This is a genomic window from Streptomyces sp. ID05-39B, from assembly GCF_033794725.1.
Classification (GTDB): Bacteria; Actinomycetota; Actinomycetes; order Streptomycetales; family Streptomycetaceae; genus Streptomyces; species Streptomyces bobili.
The window spans coordinates 1-22,675 of record NZ_JARGEF010000027.1; the positions used below are offsets into that span (position 1 = coordinate 1).

Sequence of the window (22,675 nt, forward strand, 5' to 3'; positions counted from 1 at the left end):
GTCCCCCACTCCCACCGGGACGGCTCCCGAGGACCCGGCCGGGGCCGAGCGGGACGTCCGGGCCGCGTGGGCGGCCCTCTTCGATCAGGAGTCCTCCGTCGACGACCGGAGCACGGTGGTCGAGGACGGACCCGAGAACGCCCTGATGATCGAGAACCTCTTCGCCGACCGCCTCGGCAGCCGCCTGCGGGCCACGGTGACGTCCGTGGCGTTCACGACGTCCCAGGACGCCATCGTCGGCTATACCCTCACCCGCGACGGCGGACCGCTGGACCCCGGCGGGCCTGGGGCGGCCGTCCGGCAGGGCGACACCTGGAGGGTCGCCCTGCGCACGGTCTGCGAGCTGACCCGGCACGCGGAGGACGCGCCAAGGGCGCCGAGCTGCGACGCGTCCGGTGAACCGTCGGCCACGGCGGGGGTACCGTCCCCGTCGGCCACGGCGGGGGCGCGGCCGTAGCGCCCCCACCCGGTCAGTCCTTCACGCTCACCGCCGCGTCGAGGAGCGGGCCGAGTTCCCGGGCCACGCCGGTCAGGGCCCGTACGTCCCGCTCGGCGCGGGCGATGACGATCGCGCCCTCCAGGGCTCCGATCATGAGCGTGGCGAGCGATGCGGCCCGTTCCCGTGGGACGCCCATGCCGGTCAGGGCGTCGGCCACGGCGCCGGTCCAGGTGGCGAACGCGGCGGACGCGGCCTCCCGGGTGGAGTCGACGGACTCGGCGCAGTCCACCGTGGCCGCGGCGACGGGGCAGCCGGCGGCGAACCCGGCCGCCTCGTACTCGTCGGTCCACTGACGCACCATCTCGGCGAACAGGCCGCTCGGCGTCGGCTCCGGCAGCGCGGCCAGGAACCGGGCCACGCGGTTGCCCGCGTAACGGCCGGCCCAGCCCACCGCCTCGTTGACCAACTGCTCCTTGCCGCCGGGGAAGTAGTGCTGGAGCGAGCCCCTCGGCGCCCCCGCGTGGACGGCCACCTCGCGCATGCCGGTGGCGGCGACCCCGTCACGCCGGATGAGCTGGGCCGCGCTGAAGACCATCCGCTCCCGCGGCCCCCGTTCGGACGGTGCCACTGTCGACCTCCACGCTGTCGCGACTGACCGGCACCCACCCTATGACCGTCGTCATAGAAGCGCCTACTATGACCGCTGTCATAACGGTGGAACCAGGCAACGCGACACCCATGGCAACGGCCCCGCCTCGGCAGGGCCGCAGGCCAGGAAAGGCAGCACATGACGTACGTCGGATTCCTCGGCCTCGGGGTGATGGGGCAGCCCATGGCCCTCAACCTCGCCCGCGCCGGAACGCCCCTCACCGTGTGGAACCGCACCCCCGGCCGCTGCGATCCACTGCGCGCCGCCGGGGCCGTCGTCGCGGCGAGCCCCGCCGAGGTCTTCGACCGGGCCGGCACGGTGATCCTCATGCTGGCCGACGAGACCGCCGTCGACGCGGTGCTCGGGCGCGGCACCCCGGCCTTCACCGCGCGCGTCGCCGGGCACACCGTCGTCCACATGGGCACGACCTCACCGGAGTACTCCACCGCCCTGCGCGACGACATCCGGGCCGCCGGAGGCTCCTACGTCGAGGCGCCGGTCTCCGGCTCCCGAGTCCCGGCGGAGAAGGGCGAGTTGGTGGCCATGCTGGCGGGTGAGGACAACGCCGTGGCGGCCGTACGTCCGCTGCTCGCCCCGCTGTGCCGCGAGACCTTCGTGTGCGGCCGGGTGCCGGGGGCGCTGCTGATGAAGTTCTCGGTGAACCTGTTTCTCATCACCCTGGTCACCGGCCTGGCCGAGGCGTTCCACTTCGCCGACCGCCACGGGCTCGACCGGCGTCTGCTGCGGGACGTCCTGGACGCGGGTCCGATGGCCAGCGCGGTCTCCCGGATGAAGGCGCCCAAACTGCTGTCCCGTGACTTCACCGTCCAGGCGGCGGCCGCGGACGTCCTGAAGAACAACCGGCTGATCGCGGAGGCCGCCCGTGAGGCCGGCCTGGCCTCCCCGCTGCTCGACGTCTGCCACGCCCTGTACGCCGAGACGGTCGAACAGGGCCATGGCGGCGAGGACATGGTGTCCGTGCTGCACGCGCTGGAGTCCCGGACCGACGACTGAGGGCGGCACACGGTTCCCCGTCGCCGCCCTCGCTGCCACGCCTGCCACGGTTCCCCGGGTCAACGACCGTACGGGTCACCCATGGTGCGCGGTCGCTGGAACCAGTGCGCCGCGCTGCCCTGGTTGAGCAGGATCACGACGACGATCGCGCCGATCAGCGGGAACCCTCCGCCACCGTTGCCCTGGGAGAGCCCGCCGAGGGACATCGCGATCTGCAGCGAGGCCAGGACGATCGAGGCGATCCGCACGCCGTTGCCGGCCGTCGGGTAGCGGAACGACAGGCCGAACAGCACCCAGCCCATCAGGTTGGCGCCGATCAGCCGGCCGGCCTGCTCCGAACTGGAGCCGAACCCCCACACCAGGACGACCAGCAGCATCAGCCCCGCCAGCACCCAGATCACGATCTGCGCGGCACGCACCGAGCCGGGCATGACGGGCGCCGGCACGGGCGCGTAGGGAGAGGCGCCGTACACGCCGGGAACTCCGTACGGTCCTGCCGGGGTGCCCGGCATCGGGGCCCCGGGCGCCGGCGGCGGGTAGGCCCCGCCCTGCATTCCCCCCTGCATGGTGGCCGGCGGGCCGTAGGGGCCGCCCTGCCCGGTGGGGTCACCGCCGTACTGTCCGGCGGGCTGTCCACCGTACGGTCCGGCAGGCTGTCCGTAGGGGTTCTGCGGGGGCGGCTGTGCGGGCGGATACGCGTTCGACATGACCATGACCCTATCCAGTGGAGGCTCGGCACGGCTCCGCCGTTCGCCACGCCCCTCGCCCGCCCGGCCCGAGCGTGGTCACGCCGCCTCCTCGAGGAAGCCCTCCTCGTCTTCGTAGAAGCCCTCCTCGTCCTCGAGGAATCCCTCTTCATCCATCATCGCGGCGCCGAACCCGCCCAGGATCTCGTCCATGTTCAGCTCGGTGGCACCGGCCGGGGCCTCGGGTGTCCGGCCCTCGCTCATCCGCACCACCAGGCCCAGCTTCTTCACCTTCGCGTCCTCGGCCAGCTTGGCGAGGTCGACGGAGACCTGGGTCAGCTCGCCGTTCTTGAGGGTGAAGTCAGCAGTGACCTTGGCGTTCGGGGCGTCCTTGAAGTCCTTGTCCGTGGGCAGTTCCATGCCCGGCGGCAAGTGCTTCGCGAGCGGACGGATCTCGCCGAGGAACTCGGTGATCAGCGTACGGAAGGGAGCCGTGGCGGTGATGTGCTCCGAACCGTCCTTGCCGTCGGCCGTCTTGAATTCGACCTCGCGGGCGATGGTGCCGCGCAGGGCCTCCAGCAGACGCTTCTGCGTCTTGGCGTCGAGGGTGGGCTCGGGCTCAGCACCGGGCTCCGCTCCCATCTCGGCGTAGGTCTTCGCCATCTCCTTGGTGTTGATCTTCACCCACTCGCCCGCGAACACCTTCTTGAGCCCACCCGCCTCCGGGGGCAGGTCCTCCACCGACGGCAGCGGGAGGCCCATCGCCTTGCTGAGGGTGTTCACGTCGGAGCGGAGGTAGGTGTAGTCGCCGACGACCCGGTACTCGGTGAGGTCACCGTCCCTGCTGCTGATCTTCAGCGCCATGCCGACGTAGTCCTTCTCCCCGGACTCCGCGATCGGCTTCTTCGACTGGACGGTGACGCTGAACTTCAGGCCACTGAGCACGCCGGCGAACTCGTCGGTCAGCTCCTCACCGGGTTCCGGATCCGACAAGGCGTCCAGCGCCTTCAGAGACCGGGGGTCCGTGTCCAGATCGAGCTCGAAGGAGATGCTCTTCTCCTTGGCCAGCTTCTCGAAGGCCTGGTCGAGCTTGCTCCCGGCGGAGAGCTGCTCGACGGTGCCGCAGGCGGCCGAACCCGCCAGGAGGGCACCGGCAGCTGCGGTGGCGGTCAGGGTCTTGCGTATGGCGGTGATGATGGTCTCCTCGTCAGTGCGATCACCACGTGATCACGGACGGAGACTCATGACACCGCCAGTTGGTTGTACCCGCTCGGTGAGACTGAACGGGCAGTGCGGCCACAGGAGTTCAGCCGCCCCTCGGCCGGACTGCCCACCGGCGCCTGCCAAGGCTGCCGCAAGCCGGCGAGGGGCCCACGGACGTCACCTCCATGACACCGGCGGGAGGAGGAAGCGCGGTTCGAAATTTCGTGCGCAATTCCGAAAATGATGCCCTCGCGGAGCCGAGGAGTCGATCGAGCGGCACCAACCTCCGACAGGAATCCCCTCCACGCCGCGAATAGACAGAACGAGAAACGCGGCCCATCTGCGACATCGGTTCAGCAGCCTGCGGCGATTCCCCAGCGCGACTCTTCGAATGTTTCGATGCTTCCTACGATTCCTGCGGGAGGTATTGACGGGATTCGCCAGCGCTCTAACATCCAGAGGGCGCAACAAGCCGATCCATGTTCGATATTTCGCATACGGAACTGTCGATCGGGCCGGTCGATCGATCCGGTCACTCACGCGAACCCGGCAGGGCGGATCCGGGCAACTCCAACCACCCACGCCGGGCCACAGAAGGAGACCGTCACCGTGCGCCTGTCATGAACCCGCCATGAGCATCAGCCAGGGCGAGGTGACCCGGGCCTGGCTCGGCCTCCTGGCCCGGACCAGCTCGACCTGCTGACCGACCATGCCACGGAGAGCCCTTCGGGGGCGCTCCCCGCGCTCATCACCGCCGCCCGCCCGACGCACCCCTGCCAGAAAGCCGAGGTACCCGTCATGCGCTCCAGACTCCTCGCCCTGGCGGCAGCGCTCTCCGCGCTGCCGCTGGCGCTCGCCGCCGCACCGTCCGCCCACGCGGCCGACCCGACGACCATGACCAACGGGTTCTACGCGGACCCAGACTCCAGCGCGAAGCGGTGGGCCGCCGCCAACCCGGGTGACGGCCGGGCGCCCGCGATCAACGCTTCCATCGCCAACACCCCGACGGCCCGCTGGTTCGGCTCCTGGAGCGGCACCATCGGCACCGCCACCGGCGCGTACGTGGGCGCCGCGGACGCCCGGGACAAGCTGCCCCTCCTCGTCGCCTACAACATCTACCACCGCGACTACTGCGGCGGGCACTCCGCGGGCGGAGCCTCCTCGCCGTCCGCCTACGCGAACTGGATCGCCCAGTTCGCGGGCGGGATCGCGGGCCGCCCGGCCGTCGTCGTCCTCGAACCGGACTCCCTCGGGGACTACGGCTGCATGACCCAGGCCCAGATCGACGAACGCGAGGGCATGCTCACCGGCGCGCTCGCCGAGTTCAACCGCCAGGCTCCGAACACCTGGGTCTATCTCGACGCCGGCAACCCTGGCTGGGTGAACGCGGCGACCATGGCCCAGCGCCTCCACGAAGCGGGCGTACGACAGGCCCACGGCTTCTCGCTCAACGTCTCCAACTACCTGACCACGGCCGAGAACACGGCGTACGGCAACGCCGTCAACCGTGAACTCGGCGCCCGGTACGGCTACACCAAGCCGTTCGTCGTGGACACCAGCCGCAACGGCAACGGCTCCAACGGACAGTGGTGCAACCCCTCGGGCCGCCGTATCGGCACCCCGACCCGACTGGGCGGAGGCGCCGAGATGCTCCTGTGGATCAAGGTCCCGGGTGAGTCCGACGGCAACTGCGGCGTCGGCGCCGGCTCCTCGGCCGGACAGTTCCTCCCCGAGGTCGCCTACAAGATGATCTACGGCTACTGACCTCTACGGTGACCGCCCGACCGATCGAGGACACGCCGCCGCTCCGCGTACAGGGGCAGCGGCGTGTCGGGCTGTGCGGCGTCGGCGTCGAAGGCGACGAAGTTCTCCTCGCCGGCACCGGATGACCAGGTGCCGGCCTGCGTGATCAGGGCTGATCGCTGATGGCTCGGTAGGCCGCGGTGTACAGGGTGTGGCACAGGTCGATCAGTTCTTCGACGGTGGCGTCCTGGTGGCCGAGTGTCCAGTCCACGAGGAGTTCGTTGACTCCGCCGACCAGGCTCATCGTGGTCATGGCGAGCCGGCTGGAGGAGGCTTCCGGGCCGGGGAGCGGTGCGACGACGGCGGCGACCATCGCGGCGAATTCGTGCAGGACCTCGCGGCGGCGCACTTCGAGGCGGGGGCTGGCGCCCACGACCTCGATGAGCACCAGGCGGGCCTTGCGGGCGTCGCCGGCCAGTGTGCGGATGAACACCTCGAGGCCGGCGCGCAGTTGGGCGTCGACATCGGGTGCGACGACGGCTGCGGCCTGCGCGGTTTCGGCGCTGATCGTAGTGATCAGCTCGTTGTAGACCCCGGCGAGAAGGTCTTCGCGGTCGCGGAACGACTCGTAGAAGTAGCGCTCGGTCAGTCCGGCATGCGAGCACACCTGCTTGACGGAGACCGAGGCGTATCCGACCGTGCCGAACAGGTCGAGGCCCGCCTGGACGAGGCGGGTGCGGCGCTCCTGCTGTCGTTGCGCCGCGTCGCGTCCGCCGTAGCGCCGCCCGGCGGTCTGTGTGCCGGTCATTTCTCCCCTTCGCAGAGGTGTTGACACCGGTGTGCTCTGAACTGACACTCTAGCTTGTCAGTTCATCTGACATGGCTTCGTGTCAGAAGCGTGTGGGGCCGCTCGCCGTTCGGCGCTCCGCCTCATGCCCAGGGCAAGGAAGGGGCTCGACCGTGGCAGCACCGCCCAGGTACCCGGACAGGTTCAGCCGAAGAGACCGCGGCCGCGACAGGCTCCCCCGTGCGAAACCGCTGACCGGCCGAGTGATCGCGGTCACCGGGGCGGGCCGCGGGATCGGGCGTGCCGTCGCGGTCCGGCTCGCCGCGGCCGGCGCCGACGTGGCGATCGGCGATCTCGACGCGGAGCTTGCCGTGGAGACGGCTGGTGCCATCGCCGCGCGTCCCGGTGGCCGACTGCTCGGACTGTCTCTCGACGTCACCGACACGCATTCCTTCGGCGACTTCCTGCGCACCGTCGAGACCCGGCTGGGGCCGATCGACGTACTGATCAACAACGCCGGAATCATGTGGGTGGGCCCCTTCGAGGAGGAACCGGAGGACGCCGCCCTACGCCAGTTCGACGTCAACCTCCACGGCGTACAGCGGGGGATGAGACTCGTGATCCCAGGGATGCGGAAACGCGGTCACGGCCACGTGGTGAACATCGCCTCCGCCGCCAGCAAGGTCGCCCCGGCCGGCGAGGCGACCTACGCGGCGACGAAGCACGCCGTCCACGGCTACAGCACAGCCGTCCGCGCCGAACTTCGCGGCACCGGCGTGCACGTGTCCCTGGTGATGCCCGGGGTCGTGGACACCGACCTGGCCGTGGGCACCGTGACCGGCCCCACCCGGCGCCTGACGACGGAGCAGGTGGCCGACGCGGTGCTCGACGTCGTACTGCGCCCGCGCTTCGAGGTCTTCGTTCCCCGCCAGGTGGCCGTCCTGACCCGGTTGGCCGCGGTGCTGCCGGGCCGTGCCCGCGACGCCCTGCATCACCTCCTTGTCCCCGACCAGCTCGCCGCCCTGCCCGACCGGTCGGTCCGCGCGGCCTACGAAGAGCGCACCCGTACCGCCCGCCTGCCCGAAGGATGAGCCCGTGACCACCACACCCAAGCCGGCGACGCCCAGCGCGAAGAAGGCCACAAAGGTCCAGGACGTTGCCGCTCCGCGTCCCATCCCCGAATTCGAGGGTGTCCACGACGTATGGCCCCGCGGTGACCGGCTGCGCGCCGTGCGCGGCGCCGCGGCCGCCTACCGTGAGCGGTTCGTCCAGCAGGGCCGCATCCACGCCGTCCACAGCTTCGACATCGCCGCCGCCCCGTACCCGACCCGGTTCGGTTTCCACGGCGCCGCGCTCGCGGTCAACCCGTTCGTGAGCATCGTCAACCGGATGCTCGTCGTGCAGTTCGAGGGCTTCGACGGTGAGCCGAAAACACTGGTGTGGGAGCCGACCGTCGCGGCAGGAACGGCTCAAGCGCCGTTCTACGCCCAGCTCAAGCGGCTGGCGGGAGACTTTCTCGCCGAGCGCGTCTTCACCCGCTACTACCACGACCCGAACACCGTTCTGCCCTCCTGCGGTCTGCGCCCCGAGGACGTGGACTTCGTCAGCTTCGACCACCTGCACGTCCAGGACGTGCGCATGATCATGGGAAGCACGAGCACCATTCCGGGCGAACGGGCGCCCCGCGAGGCCCTGTTCCCGCGCGCCCGGCTGCTGGTGCACCGCAGGGAACTGGGCACCTTCGAATCGGTGCATCCGATGCAGTGGGCCTGGTACGTCGACGGAGGCATGGACGGCGTACCGGACGAGCGCGTCACCGCCTTCGACGGCGATGTCGAACTCGGTGTCGGCGTCAGCCTGTTGTGGACCCCCGGCCACACGGACGGCAACCACTCCCTGGTGCTGAACACCCCCGACGGGGTGTGGGTCTCCTCCGAGAACGGCATCTCGGCCGACAACTGGCAGCCCGAGCTCTCCCGCATCCCCGGGGTGCGCCGCCACGCCGCGTTCTACGGCCATGAGGTGGTGCCCAACGCCAACACCCTGGAGGACTCGCTCGACCAGTACGACTCCATGGTCAAGGAGAAGACCCTCGCCGACCCCAGCCGGCGTGATCCGCGCTGGCTGCAGATCCTGCCCTCCTCGGAACTGGCCCGCTTCAAGCGGCAGTGGCCGGTGCTGCCCAGCTTCTTCCACGGCGGTCTGAACTACGGCGAGTTGACCCCTGCCAGCGGTGGCCGATGACCGGCCCGGCCGCCCGCCGGATCACCGTGGATGCCGTGGACGGCGCGGACGGCGCGGACGGCGCGGACGGCGTGGAGTTGGCCGCCTACCAATGGGGAGCGTCCACGGCTCCTCCGGTGGTGCTGGTCCACGGCTATCCGGACACCAGCGCCGTGTGGCGCCCGGTCGCCGAGCGCCTGGCCGACCGCTTCCACGTCACCGCCTTCGACGTGCGGGGAGCCGGTGCCTCCCACCGGCCCAGGGGCCTGGCGGCCTACCGGATGTCCCGCCTGGAAGCCGACCTGGAGGCGGTTCTCGACGCGGTGAGCCCCGACCGCCCGGTGCACCTGGTCGGACACGACTGGGGATCGATCCACTCCTGGGAGTCGGTCACCGGCACCCGCCTGGCCGGGCGGATCGCCTCGTTCACCTCCATCTCCGGACCCTGCCTGGACCACGTAGGCCACTTGATCCGGGCCCGCCTCCGGCCGCGCCATCCGGATCTGCCGAAGATGCTGCGGCAGGCCGCACGGTCCTGGTACATCGCCTACTTCCATTTCCCGCTCCTGCCCGCCCTGGCCTGGCGAGCACTGGGACACCGCTGGCGCGCCTTCCTCACCGGCTCCCAAGGCATGCCCGGGGACACCCCCTACCCCGCGCCGACGCTGGCCCGCGACGCCGTCTCCGGCACCGCGCTGTACCGCGCCAACATGCTGCCCCGCCTGCTGCGTCCCCGGGACCGGCGGACCACCGTCCCGGTCCAACTCATCGTCCCCACCCGCGACTTCTGCGTCACCCCGGTGCTGTCGTACGGAGTGGAGCACTGGACGGGCCGGATACAACGGCACCCGATCGACGCCGGGCACTGGGTACAGCTCAGCCACCCCGAGGAGATCGCGTCCCGGATCGCGGAATTCGCCGACCGCGTCGAGGACGGCTCCCGCCGGGATCCGGACCACACCTCGCACCCGATCTGAGAGCCCAGCAAATCGGCAGTAGTGGACGACGACTGCCTGACCGCCCCTTCGCACACACCGATCGCCGACGGAGGAGGAACCTGTCATGTTCCGAGCCGCACATGCCCACCCGGAGCGTCCGTCCGAGCCCATCGACCACCACGACCTGGTACTACAACCCCGGGACGTCACCTTCGACTGGACCGCCACCCCGCTGCACTGGCTGCCGGGTGAGCCCTTCGCGACCCACACCTTCGACGTGCTCCACCTCATGCTCCCCGAACTCGAACGCTGGTTCGTGCGCACCTTCGAGCAGGCACTGCCACTGATCACCGACGACCGGCTGCGCGAGGACGTACGCGGATTCATCGGCCAGGAGGCGATGCACGCCGAGGCGCACCAGGAGGTCCTGGAGCACCTGCTCGCCAAAGGGCTGGACCCGGCTCCGTACACCCGGCAGTCCGAATGGATCTTCCGAAGGGTGCTCGGAGACCGGCCGGAGCTGACGCCGGCCGCCACCCACGCGCACCTCCTCCAACGCCTCGCCCTCATCGCGGCCTTCGAGCACTTCACCGCGTACATGGGTCACTGGATTCTCAGCAACGGGCACCTGGACCAGGCCGGCGCGGACCCCGCGATGCTTGACCTCTTCCGCTGGCACGGCGCGGAGGAGGTCGAGCACCGCTCGGTCGCCTTCGACCTGCTGGTGCACCTCGATCCCCGGTACCGGCGCCGAGTGGTCGGCATGCTCGTCACCGCTCCGGTGCTGATCCGGCTGTGGATACGCGGAGTCCGCTTCCTGATGAGCGCCGACCCCGAACTCGACGACCGGATCCAGGTCCGCTTCCGCGACTACCTGACCGCGGCCCGCAAGGATCTGCTGCCCCCGCCGGGTTCGTTCGCCCGCTCGGTGCTGCGCTACTTCCGCCCCGGCTACCACCCGATCCAGGAGGGCTCGACCCAGCTGGCGGTCGCCTACCTGGCGGCGTCCCCCGCCGCCCGAGCGGCTGCCCGATGAGTCAGCAACCCATGAGGCACTCCATGGACATCAGCACACCCGTCACCCGGCCGCCGGACCTGTACGGCAGGCCGCGCGGCGACTCCTTCATGCGGAAGCTGGCGGCTTTCAGCGACCTCGCGGTCACGCGCCTCGCGCGGCGCAGCCCTCCTCCCAGGCGCCCGCCGGCCACCGAGATGCCCCTGATCCGGGAACTGGTGGTCGCCGCCAAGCACCAGGAGGCCGAGGATGTCGTCTCCCTGCGACTGGCAGCACCCGACGGGGGAACACTCCCGCCCTGGCAGCCCGGCGCCCACCTCGAACTGCACCTGCCCTCCGGCCGCAAGCGGCAGTACTCCCTGTGCGGCGACCCCGCCGACCGGTACGGGTACCGCATCGCGGTACGCCGCATCGCCGACGGCGCAGGCGGTTCGGCCGAGGTGCACGACGCCCTCGGAGAGGGGGTGCGGGTCGCCGTCACCGGGCGGCCCTGGAACGCCTTCCCCTTCGCCGGCGAAGCGTTCGTCCTGCTCATCGCGGGCGGCATCGGAATCACCCCGATCCTGCCGATGGCTCGGGAGGCCGCCCGGCGCGGGCTGGACTGGACGCTCGTGCACACCGGCCGCAGTCGCGGCTCGATGCCCTTCGCGGCAGAGCTGGCCGAACTCGCGGCCGCAGCCCCTGGCCGGGTTTCCATCCGTCCTGACGACGAGTCCGGCCCGCCCGAAGCGGCCGATCTGCTGAGCCTGAGCCCGGCCGGGGGTGCGGTGTACTGCTGCGGGCCCACGCCCATGATCGACGGCGTGCGGCGCGCGTTCGGTGACAGCCGCGCGTCGGCCCTGCACTTCGAGCGTTTCGCCCCGGCCCCGATCACGGACGGCCGTCCCTTCGAACTTCAACTCGGCGACACGGGACGGGTTCTGCCGGTGCCCTGCGACCGCTCCGCCCTGGATGTGCTCCACGAGGCCCTGCCGGACCTGCCGTTCTCCTGCCGCCAGGGATTCTGCGGTACCTGCCGGGTACGGGTGGCCCACGGCCGTGTCGAACACCGTGACCGTCGGCTCACCGCCACCGAACGTGCGGCCGGCGCCATGCTGCCCTGCGTCTCGCGCGCACCGGAAGGAGAGCGGTTGGTGCTGGAGATGTGAGCGCCGGCCGAATGCCCGTCGAGGCGATCTTGCGTGCCGCCCTATTGCTCCAGCCGTAGATCATGATCTTCATGTCCGATTCGCGGCGTGTCGGCGGTAGTGGCCGGCCTGGGCTCGGGCCTGGTGGGGCGGCGCCAGTCGGACCGGCCGAGCCGGTGGGCCACATCGTGCACGGGTCCCACGATCAGCGTCGTGAACAGTGGCTGTATCTCGTTGCAGGTGAGCGGGGTCAGCTCGGCCGGGGCGGGATGGCAGGCGGGTGCGTCGGCGCGGACGACGGCGAGGAAGGCGTGAGCGAAGCTCGCCGCTGTCCGGCCCATCAGACCCTCGAACGCCTCCTGCCACCGGGCAGGGTCTAGGCTGTGAGCTGCGGCCATCGCATGATCTTCGTTTGTCCACACAGCTCATGATGATCATCACGGGTCCCCGCAGCCGTCTTATCGGCGGCCCTGATCAGCCAACATCACGGTCTGTGCCTGGAGTAGGCGGCGGTCGAAGGGGCGACGCAGGTGCACCGTCCCGTATCAGGAGGACATATGCGACGTGGCGAAGTCTGGTGGGCAGATTTCGGCGAGCAGCGGGCGGTCGTACTGCTGTCGGGAGACGAGGCGTCCGGTTTCCTGGCGATGCAGGTCGTCGCTCCCGCGGGCACCGATCTCAGCGGCGTGGCCGTTGAGGTGGCAGTAGGTGCCCCCGAAGGACTGCCTCTCGAAGGCGTCCTGAGAGTCGCACTTCCACGCCCCGGCCTCATCCCTTGCACGTGGCTGGTCACCCTGGCCAGGGAAGACCTGATCGGGCAGGCGGGCGTCCTGCCGTCCGCGAAGCTCAGCGAGATCGACGATGCCCTTCGTCTCGGTGGACTCGAGTAGGCAGAGAGGGAAGGCGGGCGTGCCTCGCCGGCCGACGGCTCGTCAGCCGGCTCATCCGACTGGTTCGCGGTGACGTTGCTGCTCACGACGGCTTCTCCTTGCTTGTTCCGCGGGGCGGAGCCGGCCTCTGGGGGCTTCCCCCGGCCATTTGGACGGCTGGCCACCGCCGAGGGAACCGAAGAGCACTTCCTCAACTGGATCTCACCTCACCCCGAGTGAACCCACGAATCGACCACCGGTCCCGCCGGGCATGAAGATCCGACGCCCGGCCGCCGTCACGGGTGGGTAGTGGTGTCGCCGGCCGCGAAGGCGGCCGGGGTGAGGCCGGTGCTGTCGCGGAAGAAGCGGCCGAAGTTCGCGGGGTCGGTGAACCCGAGATGTGGGCTTGATCCGCTTTGACGGACATCCGAGATCAGGGGGCTCAGCCCCGGAAGGATGTCCATCATGGAGAGCATGGGGAAGAAGCCACGCCCTCGCCGCTCGTTCACGCCGGAGTTCAAGGCCGAGATCGTCGAGCTGTGCCGGCGCGGTGACCGCTCGGTCGGTCAGATCGCCAGGGACTTCGACCTGACCGAGACCGCGGTGCGGCTGTGGATCAGCCAGGCCGAGGTCGACGCTGGCGAGCACGACGGTCTGACCAGCAGCGAACGCGAGGAACTGGCCGCACTGCGGCGGGAGAACCGCCGGCTGCGCGAGGACGTCGAGGTCCTCAAGCGGGCGACGGCTTTCTTCGCGAAGGAGACCCGGTGACGGTGCACCCGTTCATCGAGGCGGAAAAGCATGGTGGTCACAGCGTCAAGCGTGCGTGTGAACTGCTGCAGGTCTCCCGAACCGCCTTCTACGCCCGCCGCACCGCCAAGCCGGGACCGCGGGCGGTCCGTGACGCCGAGCTGACCGAGAAGATCACGGAAGTCCATGAGCGGTCCCGCGGAACCTACGGAGTCCCGCGGGTCCATGCCGCCCTGCAACGACAGGGCGAGGACTGCGGACGGCGCCGCGTCGCGAGACTGATGCGCGATGCCGGGCTTGTGGGCCGTCACCGCAGACGACGACGGCTGACGACGATCCCCGACCCGCGGGCCGCCTCCAGGCCCGACCTCATCGTCCGCAACTTCGCTCCCGACCCGGACGGCGTCGACACCCGCTGGTGCGGTGACATCACCTACGTCGCCACTGACGAGGGCTGGCTGTATCTGGCCACCGTCATCGACATCGCCTCCCGTCGCGTGGTCGGCTGGTCCACCGCCGACCACCTGCGGACCGAGCTGGTCGCCGACGCCCTCACGGCGGCCTGCCGCGAGCGTCGCCCCGCCCGGCCGGTGATCTTTCACTCGGATCGCGGCTGTCAGTACACCAGTCAGCAATTCGCCACGCTGGCAGGGGAGTTCGGCATCCGCCTGTCCGTCGGCCGCACCGGTCAGTGCTGGGACAACGCGCTCGCCGAGTCGTTCTTCGCCACCATCAAACGGGAGTTGCTCGACACGAGCCCCTGGCCCGGCCGGGCCGCCGCCCGCACCGCGATCTTCGACTTCATCGAAGGCTGGTACAACTTGCACCGACTGCACAGCAGCCTCGGCTACCGCAGTCCCGCCGAATACGAGACGACCCTCGCAGCCTGACCACCACACCGACGGTGTCCGTCAAAGCGGAACAAGCTCAAGCCTGGACCGGCGGCGTCTCCGCCGCGATGGTCACGGGCGGTGCCTCGGCAAGGCGCGGCACGTTTTGAGGGGAGGCGGCGGCGTAGAGGCCGACATGGACCCAGCATATGGGGTCCGACGAACCCCGACGACAGGTGGCGACAGACCTGGAGTTGTCCGTGGTGCGAGAAGAGATGAGTGATGCCGGTGCCACGTAATTCTCCCGTATGTCTCCCCGTTCGATCAGGTCACCGAGTTCTTACGGAGGCATGACACGGGGTCAGGAATCCGCCTTCACGCCGATCGCATCCGTAACTCTGGTCACCGAGTCACGATCGACCAAGACATCACCAAGCCCTACCTGACTCAAGAACGCCAGAGGAGTCCCATGCGACGCAACACCCGCAAGCAGCCCAGGACAACACATCGGGCCATCGCCGCCACTGCAGGTCTCGCCCTGGGAGCGGGAGGGCTGATAGCGGTGAATGTGTACGCCTCCGCCCATGAGAGCGGAAACAGCAACACCACGAAGCGCGCTTCCCAGGACCGGGCGAATCAGGTCCTCGCGGCCGGTAACGTCACGATCAGCTGCCCGGATGTCGGGGTGAAGCTGGCCTCGGTGCCCGACCAGGCCAGAGCACAGGTCGACAGGGAACTCGCGCTCCTGGACAAACAGGTGGCAGAGGCCTACCAGCGACTGCAGGCTTCGGCCAGGGCCATCCAGCAGGACGGCAACTTCGCCGACAACGCGATCATGGGGCCGCTGAAGGACAAGCGGGTCGCGACCATCGACCGGATCGGGATCGCAATCGGCAGGTCCGCTCCCAGGCCCCAGGGTCTTGAGTCCCTGGCGTCCTGCTCGCTGCGCTCGGCCGGCGGCCAGGAACAAGGCCAGGGACAAGGCAACGGCGGCCAAGGCGCAAACGGCCCGGTGGCGGCCGACTTCGTGGACATCACCAAGGCCCGACCGAATGTGCAGATCCCCCTTGGGCAGCGCGGCGCTTCGCAAGGTGTGTTCACGACCCGGTGCGGCGTCAACGCGAACAAGGTGTACAACTCCGACAACATCATCGTCGCGCCCGGTGTCGACAACGGCGCCCACCACACGCACGACTACGTCGGCAACCAGGACAACGACGCGTTCACCTCCAACGATGAGTTCGCAGCCGCCGCGACCAGCTGCCGCAACCAGGGTGACAAATCCACGTACTACTGGCCTGTGCTCCGACTGCAGGACGGCACCCAGGAGTTCGATGCCAAGCAACTCGGCGGCGGCGCGGAGGGCAACACCGGCCGGATACTGACCGCGTCCAAAGTCACCTTGAACTTCGTTGGCAGCCCGCGCGGCAAGGTCGTGGCGATGCCCAAGTTCCTGCGGATCATCACCGGTGACGCCAAGGCATTCACCAACGGCACCACCAACGCCAACGCGGCATGGAGCTGCACCGGCTTCGAGAACCGGCAGCTGACGGACAAGTACCCGATCTGTCCCCAGGGCAGCAAACTGGTCCGCACATCGAAGTTCCAGAGCTGCTGGGACGGCCGCAGCATCGACAGTGCCAACCACCGCTCGCACGTCGCCTTCACCGACCCGAAGACCGGCACCTGCCCGAACGGCTTCAAGGCCATCCCGCAGCTGGTCCAGCGCCTGATCTACGACGTGAAGGCACCGAGCCTCAACGACAACGGAAAGTCCAGCCCCTTCTACGCAGTGGACGGTTTCCCGGAGCAGATGCACAAGCCGATCACCGACCACGGCGACTTCATCAACGTTTTCGACGAAAACCTGATGAACCGGATGGTCCAGTGCATCAACACCGGCCGGAAGTGCCAGTGATCTCCCCTCCCGAAATCTGAGACCCACCGAGCCGGCCTGCGTGGCACTCACTTCGCAGGCCGGCCCACCGTGCCTTGTGCGGGCGGACGCAACGGCACCGTGGTGCCGGTGACCTTGACCGAGGCCACCGGCGTCAGCGGCGGCGGCGAGGGCCGCCGGCCGCGCGGTTCTGGCCATCCGACCTGCCCAAAGAAACCCCCGTAATCGAACTGGTCCGCCTGGCAAAGATCCGCTGGCACATCGACCCGTCGGTGGCGCAGGATGGGCTGGGATGGACACGGTGGCCGGGCTGAGGGGGCTGTGCTTCAAGCGGCTGGACCCGTACCGTTCGGTGCGGTCGCGGCGGAGTACAACCGCGGTGTCGGAGCGGCCGAACAGCAGCATGCGGGGCGCGGCCGCCCGCAGATTCCCAGGCCGTCGGCTGCGCCCTGGCCGATCTGCCGGCCCGCCGGCTAATGCGCTTCCCCTGGAGAGGGTGGACGTGCAGCGCGGGCTGGAGAACACAGCGCACGCTCGACCGCGAGCTTCTCACGGGGCAGCCCACCGGCATCAGCGCCGCCACCACCATCCTCAGGCTCCTACGCTGACCGGCCGGCGTGACGCTCGACCACTGTGCACTGTCGAGCGTCAGGCCGGATGCGGACGGACCGGACGTGCCCGCCATCTGGGAGCCAGGTGGAAGGACCACGAAGCCATGGGGGCCGTCCACTCCTCTTGTCCGTGACTACAGGGGCTGCAAGACGTTCGGCTCTGGCACGTATCGGTGGTGACACCAGGTAGCCGGTCCTTGACCATGAACTCCTGATGGATGCAACTCCCTTGTCAGCACGGTGTTTTCCGGGCTGTCGGTGCTGGTCGTCGAGGACGCGGTGGACGCTCGTGACGCGGTGGTGGTCACGGCTCGCACGCCGGATGCGGCGGTGCCGTGTCCGGTGTGCCGCGGAGTCGGAGCCAGCGGATCTTCCGGGACTACCCGCACGCCCATCCCGGGGGAGCGACCCGATACCCGCAGCCCAAGCAGCGATCGTCGCCGCTGGTACGGGACCGGTCGGCGAACCTTTCCAGCCAGAGCAGCAGCAACTAATCAATCCGGCTCCGCGCGGCGGCCGCGATTCGGCGTCGGCCGTGGCTCGGCGGTGTCTTGTGGCGATGCAGGCAAAGCCCACCCTCATTTCGGCGGACGGGAGATCGTAAGCCGACCGGCCTCCATCATCTCGGCGACCCGGGCCATCGTCTCCCGTAGCCACGTGTGCGCCGCGTCGTGCATGTGGACCGGATGCCACCACAGGGCCTGCTGGATCGGCACGGCGTCATAGGGTGGTTCCATGATGCGGACATGTGCGAGTCCGTCCAGCTCGTCGGCGAGACGCCTCTGCAGGAGAGCTACCCGGCGGGTGCCCGCGACCAGAAGTGGCATCAGCTGGAAACTGTCGACGGAGACCGCCACGCGCGGCTCGATGCCGAGCATGGCGATCTGGCGGGCGGCGGGGGCGTCGTAGGCCCGTTGATACGTCACCCATGGCAGTCGGGCCAGGTCGTCGAGGGTGAGCTGCTCGCCGACCTCGGGGTTGTCGTCGGCGACGAGGAAGACCCAGCTGTCCTGATAGAGCTCGACCGTGGGGAAGCCCCGGATGATGCCGTGGGGCAGCAGTAGCCCGTCGACGGTGCTGAGCAGCGACCCGGTGCTGTCGATGAATTCGTTCGGTACCTGTTTGAACCTGAGCCGGATGCCTGATGCCTCGGCTTGAATGGTGCGGGCGAGTTCGGTGCCGAAGACGGCAACCGCGTAGTCCGAGGCGATCAGCGTGAACTCATGTTCCTCGCGGGAAGGGTCGAATTCAGCCTGACTGGCGAAGACGCGCTCCAGCAGGTCGCACGCGGTGGTGGTCCGGTCGAGGAGGGCCCGCCCGAGGGCGGTCAGTTCGTACCCTCCGCCCACCCGGGCGAGCAGGTCGTCGTCGAAGTGGCGGCGCAGCCGGGCCAGGGCCGCGCTCATCGCGGGTTGACTGAGCCCGATGCGCTGGCCGGCCCTGGTGACGTTCCGCTCCTGCAGGAGGGCGCGCAGGGCAACGACGAGGTTGAGGTCCAGGCTGGCCAAGTTCACGAAACATCCCAATTCCGGAGCCGGCACCATCGGTATTCACCGGCTGGATTCTTGTATACAGGAAATCAATTTCCCTGATTGCAATCTACGGGCCAGATTAGTGGCACCGCAATCGGGAGGAAATCTCCGTGACAGCCGCAGCCACGTCGGCACCCTTCACCCCCTTCTCCGGACCGTTCGCCATCGGCACCCTTTCGGCACCGGGCGAGACCAGGTTCCCGAGCCTCGTGACGCCGGAGGGCCGAGCCCTCGACCTGCGCACGGCACTGAACGAACCCGCGTTGACCACGCTCACGCTCCTGGAGCGCTGGGACGAGGAGCTGCCGCGGCTGCACACCCTCGCCGGGGACCCGACGCGCGACTGGCGGCCCCTGGCGGAGATGACGGTGCATGCGCCCGTCGAGCCCCGGCAGATCTTCCAGTCCGGAGCCAACTACCGACAGCACGTGATCGACCTGGCGGTCGCACACCGCGCCCCGGACGCCCCGGGCACCGTCGAGGAGGCCCGCGCCCAGGTCGCGGCGGTCATGGACAAGCGGGCCGCCGACGACCTCCCGTACGTCTTCATCGGCCTGCCGACCACGATCAGCGGCCCCTACGACGACGTGGTGCTACCCGCTTGGGCAGAGAAGCCCGACTGGGAGCTGGAGGTGGCCGCGGTGATCTCCCGCCCCGCCTACCGGGTCACCGTGGAGGAGGCGCTGAAGTACGTCGCGGGCTACACCATCGCCAACGACCTGACCGACCGCGCGAGCGTCTTCCGCCGGGACATGCCCCCGATCGGCACCGACTGGCTGCGCAGCAAGAACGCCCCCGGCTTCACCCCGCTCGGCCCGTGGATCGTCCCCGCCGACTCCATCGCCGACCCGTCCGAACTCCAGGTCACCCTGAAACTCAACGGCGAGACCATGCAGCACGAGTCCACCCAGGACATGATCTTCGACGTCGCACGGCTGGTCTCGTACATCTCCCAGAGTGCCCGACTGCTCCCCGGTGACCTGGTCCTCACCGGCAGCCCGGCAGGCAACGGCATCCACTGGGGCCGGCTGCTGCGCCACGGCGACGTGATGGACGGCTCCGTCAGCGGGCTCGGCGCCCAGCGCACCCGCTGTGTCAGCGAGGAGGCACGATGACCACCGATCGTATCGACCGTACCGATCCCGAGGCGGCGATCGCCGAGGCCGCGAAGGCCTGCTCGAACTGGGGCCGCTGGGGCGAGGACGACGTGCTCGGCACGCTCAACTTCCTCGACGAGGCCAAGCGCCGCGAGGGTGCGGCCCTGATCCGCGACGGCGTCAGCTTCTCCTTGTCACAGGCCTTCGACATGGACGGCCCGCAGAAGGGCTGGCGGCGGCGTACGAACCCGGTGCACACGATGCTCGCCACCGGCACCGACGCCGCTCTGGGCGGCCAGGGCTTTCCGCACGGTTTCGGTGGCGCCGACGACGTGATCGCCATGCCTCTGCAGTGCTCCACCCAGTGGGACGGGCTCGGGCACATCTTCGATCACGGCACGGCATGGAACGGCCGCCCGGCCGAGAAGGTCGTCACCTGCGAAGGCGACCTGGTCACCGGCATCGAGCACATGGCTCCGCACGTCGCCGGGCGGGGCGTCCTCCTCGACGTGGGCCTGGTCATCGGCAAGGACGGCGAGCTGCCCGACGGCTTCGCCATCACCGAGGAGCATCTGACCGCGACCGCCGCCTCGCACGGCGTGACCGTCGGTCGTGGCGACCTGGTCCTCGTGCGTACCGGGCGGCTGGCCCGTGCCCGTCACGAAGGCTGGGGCGACTACGCGGGCGGACCGGCACCGGGGCTGAGCTTCAGCACGGCCGGCTGGCTGCACCGGAGCGAGATCGCCGGGATCGCCACCGACACCTGGGGCTTCGAGGTGCGGCCGAACGAATTCGACCACGCCTTCCAGCCGCTGCACCAGGTCGCCATCCCCCACATCGGCCTGCTCATCGGTGAGATGTGGGACCTCGACGCCCTCGCCACACACTGCGCCGCCGACGGCCGGTACGAGTTCTGGCTCACCGCCGCGCCACTGCCCATCACCGGGTCCGTCGGCTCACCGGTGAATCCCATCGCCGTCAAGTAACGCCCTGAACGGCCGGGCGGGCCGCGCCCGGACGGCCACGCCACCCCCGTCCACCCGGCCCGCACCACCCTCCTTGCCGCCCGAAGTCGCGCGGCACCACCTCAGGGAGAACCCATGAACGACCCCCGCCCCCGCACCGTCCTCGTCATCGGCGGCGGCGCATCCGGCAACACCGTGACCGTACTGCTGCGGCGGGCGGGCATCGCCGTGGAACTGATCGAGGCCAAACCCGACTGGAACGTGCTCGGCTCCGGCATCACCCTCCAGGGCAACGCGCTGCGCGTGCTGCGCGAGGTGGGCGTATGGGACAAGGTCCGGGAGAGCGGCTACGCCGCCGACACCGTCGGCCTGGCCACGCCCGACGGGACGGTGGTCCATGTCCAGCGGAACCTGCGCACCGGTGGGGACGACCTGCCCGCGACCGTCGGCATGCAGCGGCCCCGGCTCCAGGAGATCCTGTGCGAGGCCGTTCGCGAGAGCGGCGCGACGGTGCGCCTGGGTATCACCGCCGAGGAGCTGCTCCAGGACTCGACCGGCGTCACCGCCCGGTTCAGCGACGGCACCGAGGGGCGCTACGACCTTGTCATCGCCGCCGACGGCGTCGGTTCCCGCACGCGCGCGATGATCGGCGTCAACGACAAGCCCGAACCGACCGGCATGGCCATCTGGCGCGTCCCCGCGCCCCGCCCCGAGGGCGTGGAGCGCACCGACCTGGTCTACGGCGGACCGTGCTACATCGCCGGCTACTGCCCCACCAGCGAGAACACCATCTACGCCTACCTCTGCGAGGACAACCGCGACCGCGCCTCCATCGACCCGGCCTCGTACGCGGACGAGATGCGACGGCTGGCCGCAGGCTACGGCGGGGTCTGGCCGGAGATCGCCGCGAGCATCACCGACCCGGCCGAGGTCAACCACACCAGGTTCGAGCGGCTGCTCGTCGAGGGCTCCTGGCACCGCGGCCGGGTCGTGCTGATCGGTGACGCGGCCCACGTCTGTCCCCCCACGCTCGCCCAGGGGGCGGCCATGTCGCTGGAGGACGCCTCCGTACTGGCCGAACTGCTGGGCAAGGAGCAGGACTGGGGCTCCCTCGACACCCTGCTGACCGGCTTCTACGAACGCCGGATCGGCCGTGTCCGCAGAGTGGTCGACGCGTCCGTGCAACTCGGTCAGTGGCTGCTGGACGGCGTCCGTGACGCCGACGCGCCCGGTCTGATGAGCCGCACGCTGTCCGTCATGAAGGAGATGCCGTGAGCCCTGTGAGTCCCCGGAACGGCGCACCGACGGTCGACGTCCACGCGCACGTCCTGCTGCCGCCCGTCGAGGACGCCGTCGCCGGACACCCCGGGCTGGCCGCCGCCCGCGATCTCGACGCCCGCCGCAACGGCCCCGAGGCCACCGCCGTCAGCGGCCCGATGTTCCGCGACCGCATCCCGAGGCTGACCGACGTGAAGGCCCGGCTCGCCGCGATGGACGCCTCCGGGGTCGACGTCCAGCTGGTCTCGCCCTCCCCCTCCCACTACCACTACTGGGCCGACGAGGACCTGGCCCGTACGGTGTGGGAACTGGCCAACGAGGGCACCGCCAGGCACGTAGCCCAGGCCCCGCAGCGACTGCACGGCCTCGGCCTCGTCCCGCTCCAGCACCCGGGCCTCGCCGTCGAAGCCCTCGAACACGCCCTCGGCCTGGGCCTGCGCGGTGTCGAGATCTCCAGCCACGCGCCGGGACGCGAACTGTCGGACCCCGCATACGAACCGTTCTGGACACGGGCCGAGGAAACCGGCGCGATCCTCTTCCTGCATCCCTTCGGCTGCACACTCGACGAGCGCCTCAACCGGTGGTACTTGTCCAACACCGTCGGCCAGCCGACCGAGAACGCGGTCGCCCTGTCCCATCTGATCTTCTCCGGCGTCCTGGACCGGCACCCGGGGTTGCGCGTCGTCGCGGCCCACGGCGGCGGCTATCTGCCCACGCACATCGGCCGCTCCGACCACGCCTGGCGCGCCCGTACCGACACCCGCGGCTGCGCCCGCCCGCCCAGCAGCTACCTCAAGCAGCTGTACTTCGACTCCCTTGTCCACGACCCGCATGTCCTGCGCGAGTTGATCCGGGTGGCCGGCCCCGACCGGGTGCTGCTCGGGAGCGACTTCCCGTTCGACATGGGAACCGACGACCCTCTCGGCGCGCTGCGCGACATCACGGACCTGCCCGCCCCCCACTTCCACGCCGTACGCGGCGACAACGCGGCAGCCCTGCTGCGTCTCACCTGAGGAGCCCGA

Annotated in this window: 21 protein-coding genes and 2 pseudogenes; 16 read left to right on the plus strand and 7 right to left on the minus strand. The window is 69.8% G+C overall.

What is annotated here, in order from left to right:
* Positions 1-457 (plus strand): hypothetical protein (locus P1P75_RS09245; RefSeq protein WP_319253396.1); only part of this gene is annotated, 457 nt, incomplete at its 5' end.
* A 13-nt stretch (positions 458-470) separates the two neighbouring features.
* Here P1P75_RS09245 and P1P75_RS09250 read toward each other — a convergent pair.
* Positions 471-1,034, minus strand: coding sequence for a TetR/AcrR family transcriptional regulator (locus P1P75_RS09250; RefSeq protein ID WP_319253494.1), 564 nt, complete (start codon positions 1,032-1,034; stop codon positions 471-473).
* A gap of 192 nt (positions 1,035-1,226) precedes the next feature.
* Here P1P75_RS09250 and P1P75_RS09255 point away from each other — a divergent pair, with 192 nt between their 5' ends.
* Positions 1,227-2,102, plus strand: a complete 876-nt coding sequence (locus P1P75_RS09255; RefSeq protein ID WP_319253398.1) for an NAD(P)-dependent oxidoreductase — start codon at positions 1,227-1,229, stop codon at positions 2,100-2,102.
* A 59-nt stretch (positions 2,103-2,161) separates the two neighbouring features.
* On the opposite strand, the gene P1P75_RS09260 is transcribed toward P1P75_RS09255, so the two are convergent.
* Together P1P75_RS09260 and P1P75_RS09265 are read right to left on the minus strand one after the other, a co-directional pair.
* A complete protein-coding gene (locus P1P75_RS09260) occupies positions 2,162-2,809 on the minus strand; it encodes a hypothetical protein (protein ID WP_319253400.1) in 648 nt (215 codons plus the stop codon).
* A 78-nt stretch (positions 2,810-2,887) separates the two neighbouring features.
* Positions 2,888-3,781 carry a hypothetical protein gene (locus P1P75_RS09265; protein ID WP_319253402.1) on the minus strand — a complete coding sequence of 298 codons (894 nt, stop codon included), beginning with the start codon at positions 3,779-3,781 and terminating at the stop codon, positions 2,888-2,890.
* A 1,008-nt stretch (positions 3,782-4,789) separates the two neighbouring features.
* Between P1P75_RS09265 and P1P75_RS09270 the strand changes: the two genes are divergently transcribed.
* The gene (locus P1P75_RS09270; RefSeq protein ID WP_319253404.1) at positions 4,790-5,755 is read left to right on the plus strand and encodes a glycoside hydrolase family 6 protein; all 966 of its coding nucleotides are present in this window, start codon (positions 4,790-4,792) and stop codon (positions 5,753-5,755) included.
* A gap of 145 nt (positions 5,756-5,900) precedes the next feature.
* Here P1P75_RS09270 and P1P75_RS09275 read toward each other — a convergent pair whose 3' ends face one another.
* On the minus strand, positions 5,901-6,542 hold the full coding sequence (locus P1P75_RS09275; RefSeq protein WP_319253406.1) for a TetR/AcrR family transcriptional regulator: 642 nt from the start codon (positions 6,540-6,542) through the stop codon (positions 5,901-5,903).
* A gap of 152 nt (positions 6,543-6,694) precedes the next feature.
* Between P1P75_RS09275 and P1P75_RS09280 the strand changes: the two genes are divergently transcribed.
* From P1P75_RS09280 to P1P75_RS09300, 5 genes are all read left to right on the plus strand, one after another.
* On the plus strand, positions 6,695-7,612 hold the full coding sequence (locus P1P75_RS09280) for an SDR family oxidoreductase (protein ID WP_319253408.1): 918 nt from the start codon (positions 6,695-6,697) through the stop codon (positions 7,610-7,612).
* A 4-nt stretch (positions 7,613-7,616) separates the two neighbouring features.
* Positions 7,617-8,765, plus strand: a complete 1,149-nt coding sequence (locus tag P1P75_RS09285; protein ID WP_319253410.1) for a hypothetical protein — start codon at positions 7,617-7,619, stop codon at positions 8,763-8,765.
* A complete protein-coding gene (locus P1P75_RS09290) occupies positions 8,762-9,721 on the plus strand; it encodes an alpha/beta fold hydrolase (RefSeq protein WP_319253412.1) in 960 nt (319 codons plus the stop codon). The genes P1P75_RS09285 and P1P75_RS09290 overlap by 4 nt, the downstream gene beginning before the upstream one ends.
* Before the next feature lie 85 nt (positions 9,722-9,806).
* A complete protein-coding gene (locus P1P75_RS09295) occupies positions 9,807-10,718 on the plus strand; it encodes a metal-dependent hydrolase (protein ID WP_319253414.1) in 912 nt (303 codons plus the stop codon).
* Between the two features lie 23 nt (positions 10,719-10,741).
* On the plus strand, positions 10,742-11,845 hold the full coding sequence (locus tag P1P75_RS09300; RefSeq protein ID WP_319253416.1) for a PDR/VanB family oxidoreductase: 1,104 nt from the start codon (positions 10,742-10,744) through the stop codon (positions 11,843-11,845).
* A 69-nt stretch (positions 11,846-11,914) separates the two neighbouring features.
* Here P1P75_RS09300 and P1P75_RS09305 read toward each other — a convergent pair.
* Positions 11,915-12,141 (minus strand): annotated as a pseudogene (locus tag P1P75_RS09305) (IS701 family transposase); the annotation flags it as partial.
* Between the two features lie 240 nt (positions 12,142-12,381).
* Between P1P75_RS09305 and P1P75_RS09310 the strand changes: the two are divergent.
* Positions 12,382-12,714, plus strand: a complete 333-nt coding sequence (locus P1P75_RS09310; protein ID WP_319253418.1) for a type II toxin-antitoxin system PemK/MazF family toxin — start codon at positions 12,382-12,384, stop codon at positions 12,712-12,714.
* A 275-nt stretch (positions 12,715-12,989) separates the two neighbouring features.
* Here the strand turns inward: P1P75_RS09310 and P1P75_RS09315 are convergent.
* A pseudogene (locus P1P75_RS09315) lies at positions 12,990-13,100 on the minus strand (AraC family transcriptional regulator); the annotation flags it as partial.
* A gap of 67 nt (positions 13,101-13,167) precedes the next feature.
* Between P1P75_RS09315 and P1P75_RS09320 the strand changes: the two are divergent.
* From P1P75_RS09320 to P1P75_RS09330, 3 genes are all read left to right on the plus strand, one after another.
* Complete coding sequence (locus P1P75_RS09320; RefSeq protein ID WP_319253419.1) at positions 13,168-13,464, plus strand: transposase; 297 nt, start codon at positions 13,168-13,170, stop codon at positions 13,462-13,464.
* Positions 13,461-14,333 (plus strand): IS3 family transposase, encoded by an 873-nt coding sequence (locus P1P75_RS09325; RefSeq protein WP_190047558.1) that lies wholly within the window; start codon positions 13,461-13,463, stop codon positions 14,331-14,333. Before P1P75_RS09320 ends, P1P75_RS09325 begins: the two co-directional genes overlap by 4 nt.
* Before the next feature lie 409 nt (positions 14,334-14,742).
* The gene (locus P1P75_RS09330) at positions 14,743-16,191 is read left to right on the plus strand and encodes a DUF1996 domain-containing protein (RefSeq protein ID WP_319253422.1); all 1,449 of its coding nucleotides are present in this window, start codon (positions 14,743-14,745) and stop codon (positions 16,189-16,191) included.
* Between the two features lie 1,168 nt (positions 16,192-17,359).
* Here P1P75_RS09330 and P1P75_RS09335 read toward each other — a convergent pair.
* Positions 17,360-18,295 carry a LysR family transcriptional regulator gene (locus tag P1P75_RS09335; RefSeq protein WP_319253424.1) on the minus strand — a complete coding sequence of 312 codons (936 nt, stop codon included), beginning with the start codon at positions 18,293-18,295 and terminating at the stop codon, positions 17,360-17,362.
* Positions 18,296-18,423: 128 nt separating this feature from the next.
* Here P1P75_RS09335 and P1P75_RS09340 point away from each other — a divergent pair, with 128 nt between their 5' ends.
* From P1P75_RS09340 to P1P75_RS09355, 4 genes are all read left to right on the plus strand, one after another.
* Entirely contained in the window at positions 18,424-19,428 is a 1,005-nt protein-coding gene (locus P1P75_RS09340; RefSeq protein WP_319253426.1) for a fumarylacetoacetate hydrolase family protein, read from the plus strand.
* Positions 19,425-20,396: a cyclase family protein gene (locus P1P75_RS09345; RefSeq protein WP_319253428.1), complete on the plus strand. Its 972-nt coding sequence runs from the start codon at positions 19,425-19,427 to the stop codon at positions 20,394-20,396. Before P1P75_RS09340 ends, P1P75_RS09345 begins: the two co-directional genes overlap by 4 nt.
* Positions 20,397-20,510: 114 nt before the next feature.
* Positions 20,511-21,650 carry an FAD-dependent oxidoreductase gene (locus P1P75_RS09350; RefSeq protein WP_319253430.1) on the plus strand — a complete coding sequence of 380 codons (1,140 nt, stop codon included), beginning with the start codon at positions 20,511-20,513 and terminating at the stop codon, positions 21,648-21,650.
* A complete protein-coding gene (locus tag P1P75_RS09355; RefSeq protein ID WP_319253432.1) occupies positions 21,647-22,666 on the plus strand; it encodes an amidohydrolase family protein in 1,020 nt (339 codons plus the stop codon). Before P1P75_RS09350 ends, P1P75_RS09355 begins: the two co-directional genes overlap by 4 nt.
* Positions 22,667-22,675: the final 9 nt, after the last annotated feature.

Coding starts and splice junctions, on each gene's coding strand:
- P1P75_RS09250 (WP_319253494.1), bottom strand. CDS start 1,034: ATGGTCTTCAGCGCGGCCCAGCTCATCCGGCGTGACGGGGTCGCCGCC.
- P1P75_RS09255 (WP_319253398.1), top strand. CDS start 1,227: ATGACGTACGTCGGATTCCTCGGCCTCGGGGTGATGGGGCAGCCCATG.
- P1P75_RS09260 (WP_319253400.1), bottom strand. CDS start 2,809: ATGTCGAACGCGTATCCGCCCGCACAGCCGCCCCCGCAGAACCCCTAC.
- P1P75_RS09270 (WP_319253404.1), top strand. CDS start 4,790: ATGCGCTCCAGACTCCTCGCCCTGGCGGCAGCGCTCTCCGCGCTGCCG.
- P1P75_RS09275 (WP_319253406.1), bottom strand. CDS start 6,542: ATGACCGGCACACAGACCGCCGGGCGGCGCTACGGCGGACGCGACGCG.
- P1P75_RS09290 (WP_319253412.1), top strand. CDS start 8,762: ATGACCGGCCCGGCCGCCCGCCGGATCACCGTGGATGCCGTGGACGGC.
- P1P75_RS09295 (WP_319253414.1), top strand. CDS start 9,807: ATGTTCCGAGCCGCACATGCCCACCCGGAGCGTCCGTCCGAGCCCATC.
- P1P75_RS09300 (WP_319253416.1), top strand. CDS start 10,742: ATGGACATCAGCACACCCGTCACCCGGCCGCCGGACCTGTACGGCAGG.
- P1P75_RS09310 (WP_319253418.1), top strand. CDS start 12,382: ATGCGACGTGGCGAAGTCTGGTGGGCAGATTTCGGCGAGCAGCGGGCG.
- P1P75_RS09320 (WP_319253419.1), top strand. CDS start 13,168: ATGGGGAAGAAGCCACGCCCTCGCCGCTCGTTCACGCCGGAGTTCAAG.
- P1P75_RS09330 (WP_319253422.1), top strand. CDS start 14,743: ATGCGACGCAACACCCGCAAGCAGCCCAGGACAACACATCGGGCCATC.
- P1P75_RS09345 (WP_319253428.1), top strand. CDS start 19,425: ATGACCACCGATCGTATCGACCGTACCGATCCCGAGGCGGCGATCGCC.
- P1P75_RS09350 (WP_319253430.1), top strand. CDS start 20,511: ATGAACGACCCCCGCCCCCGCACCGTCCTCGTCATCGGCGGCGGCGCA.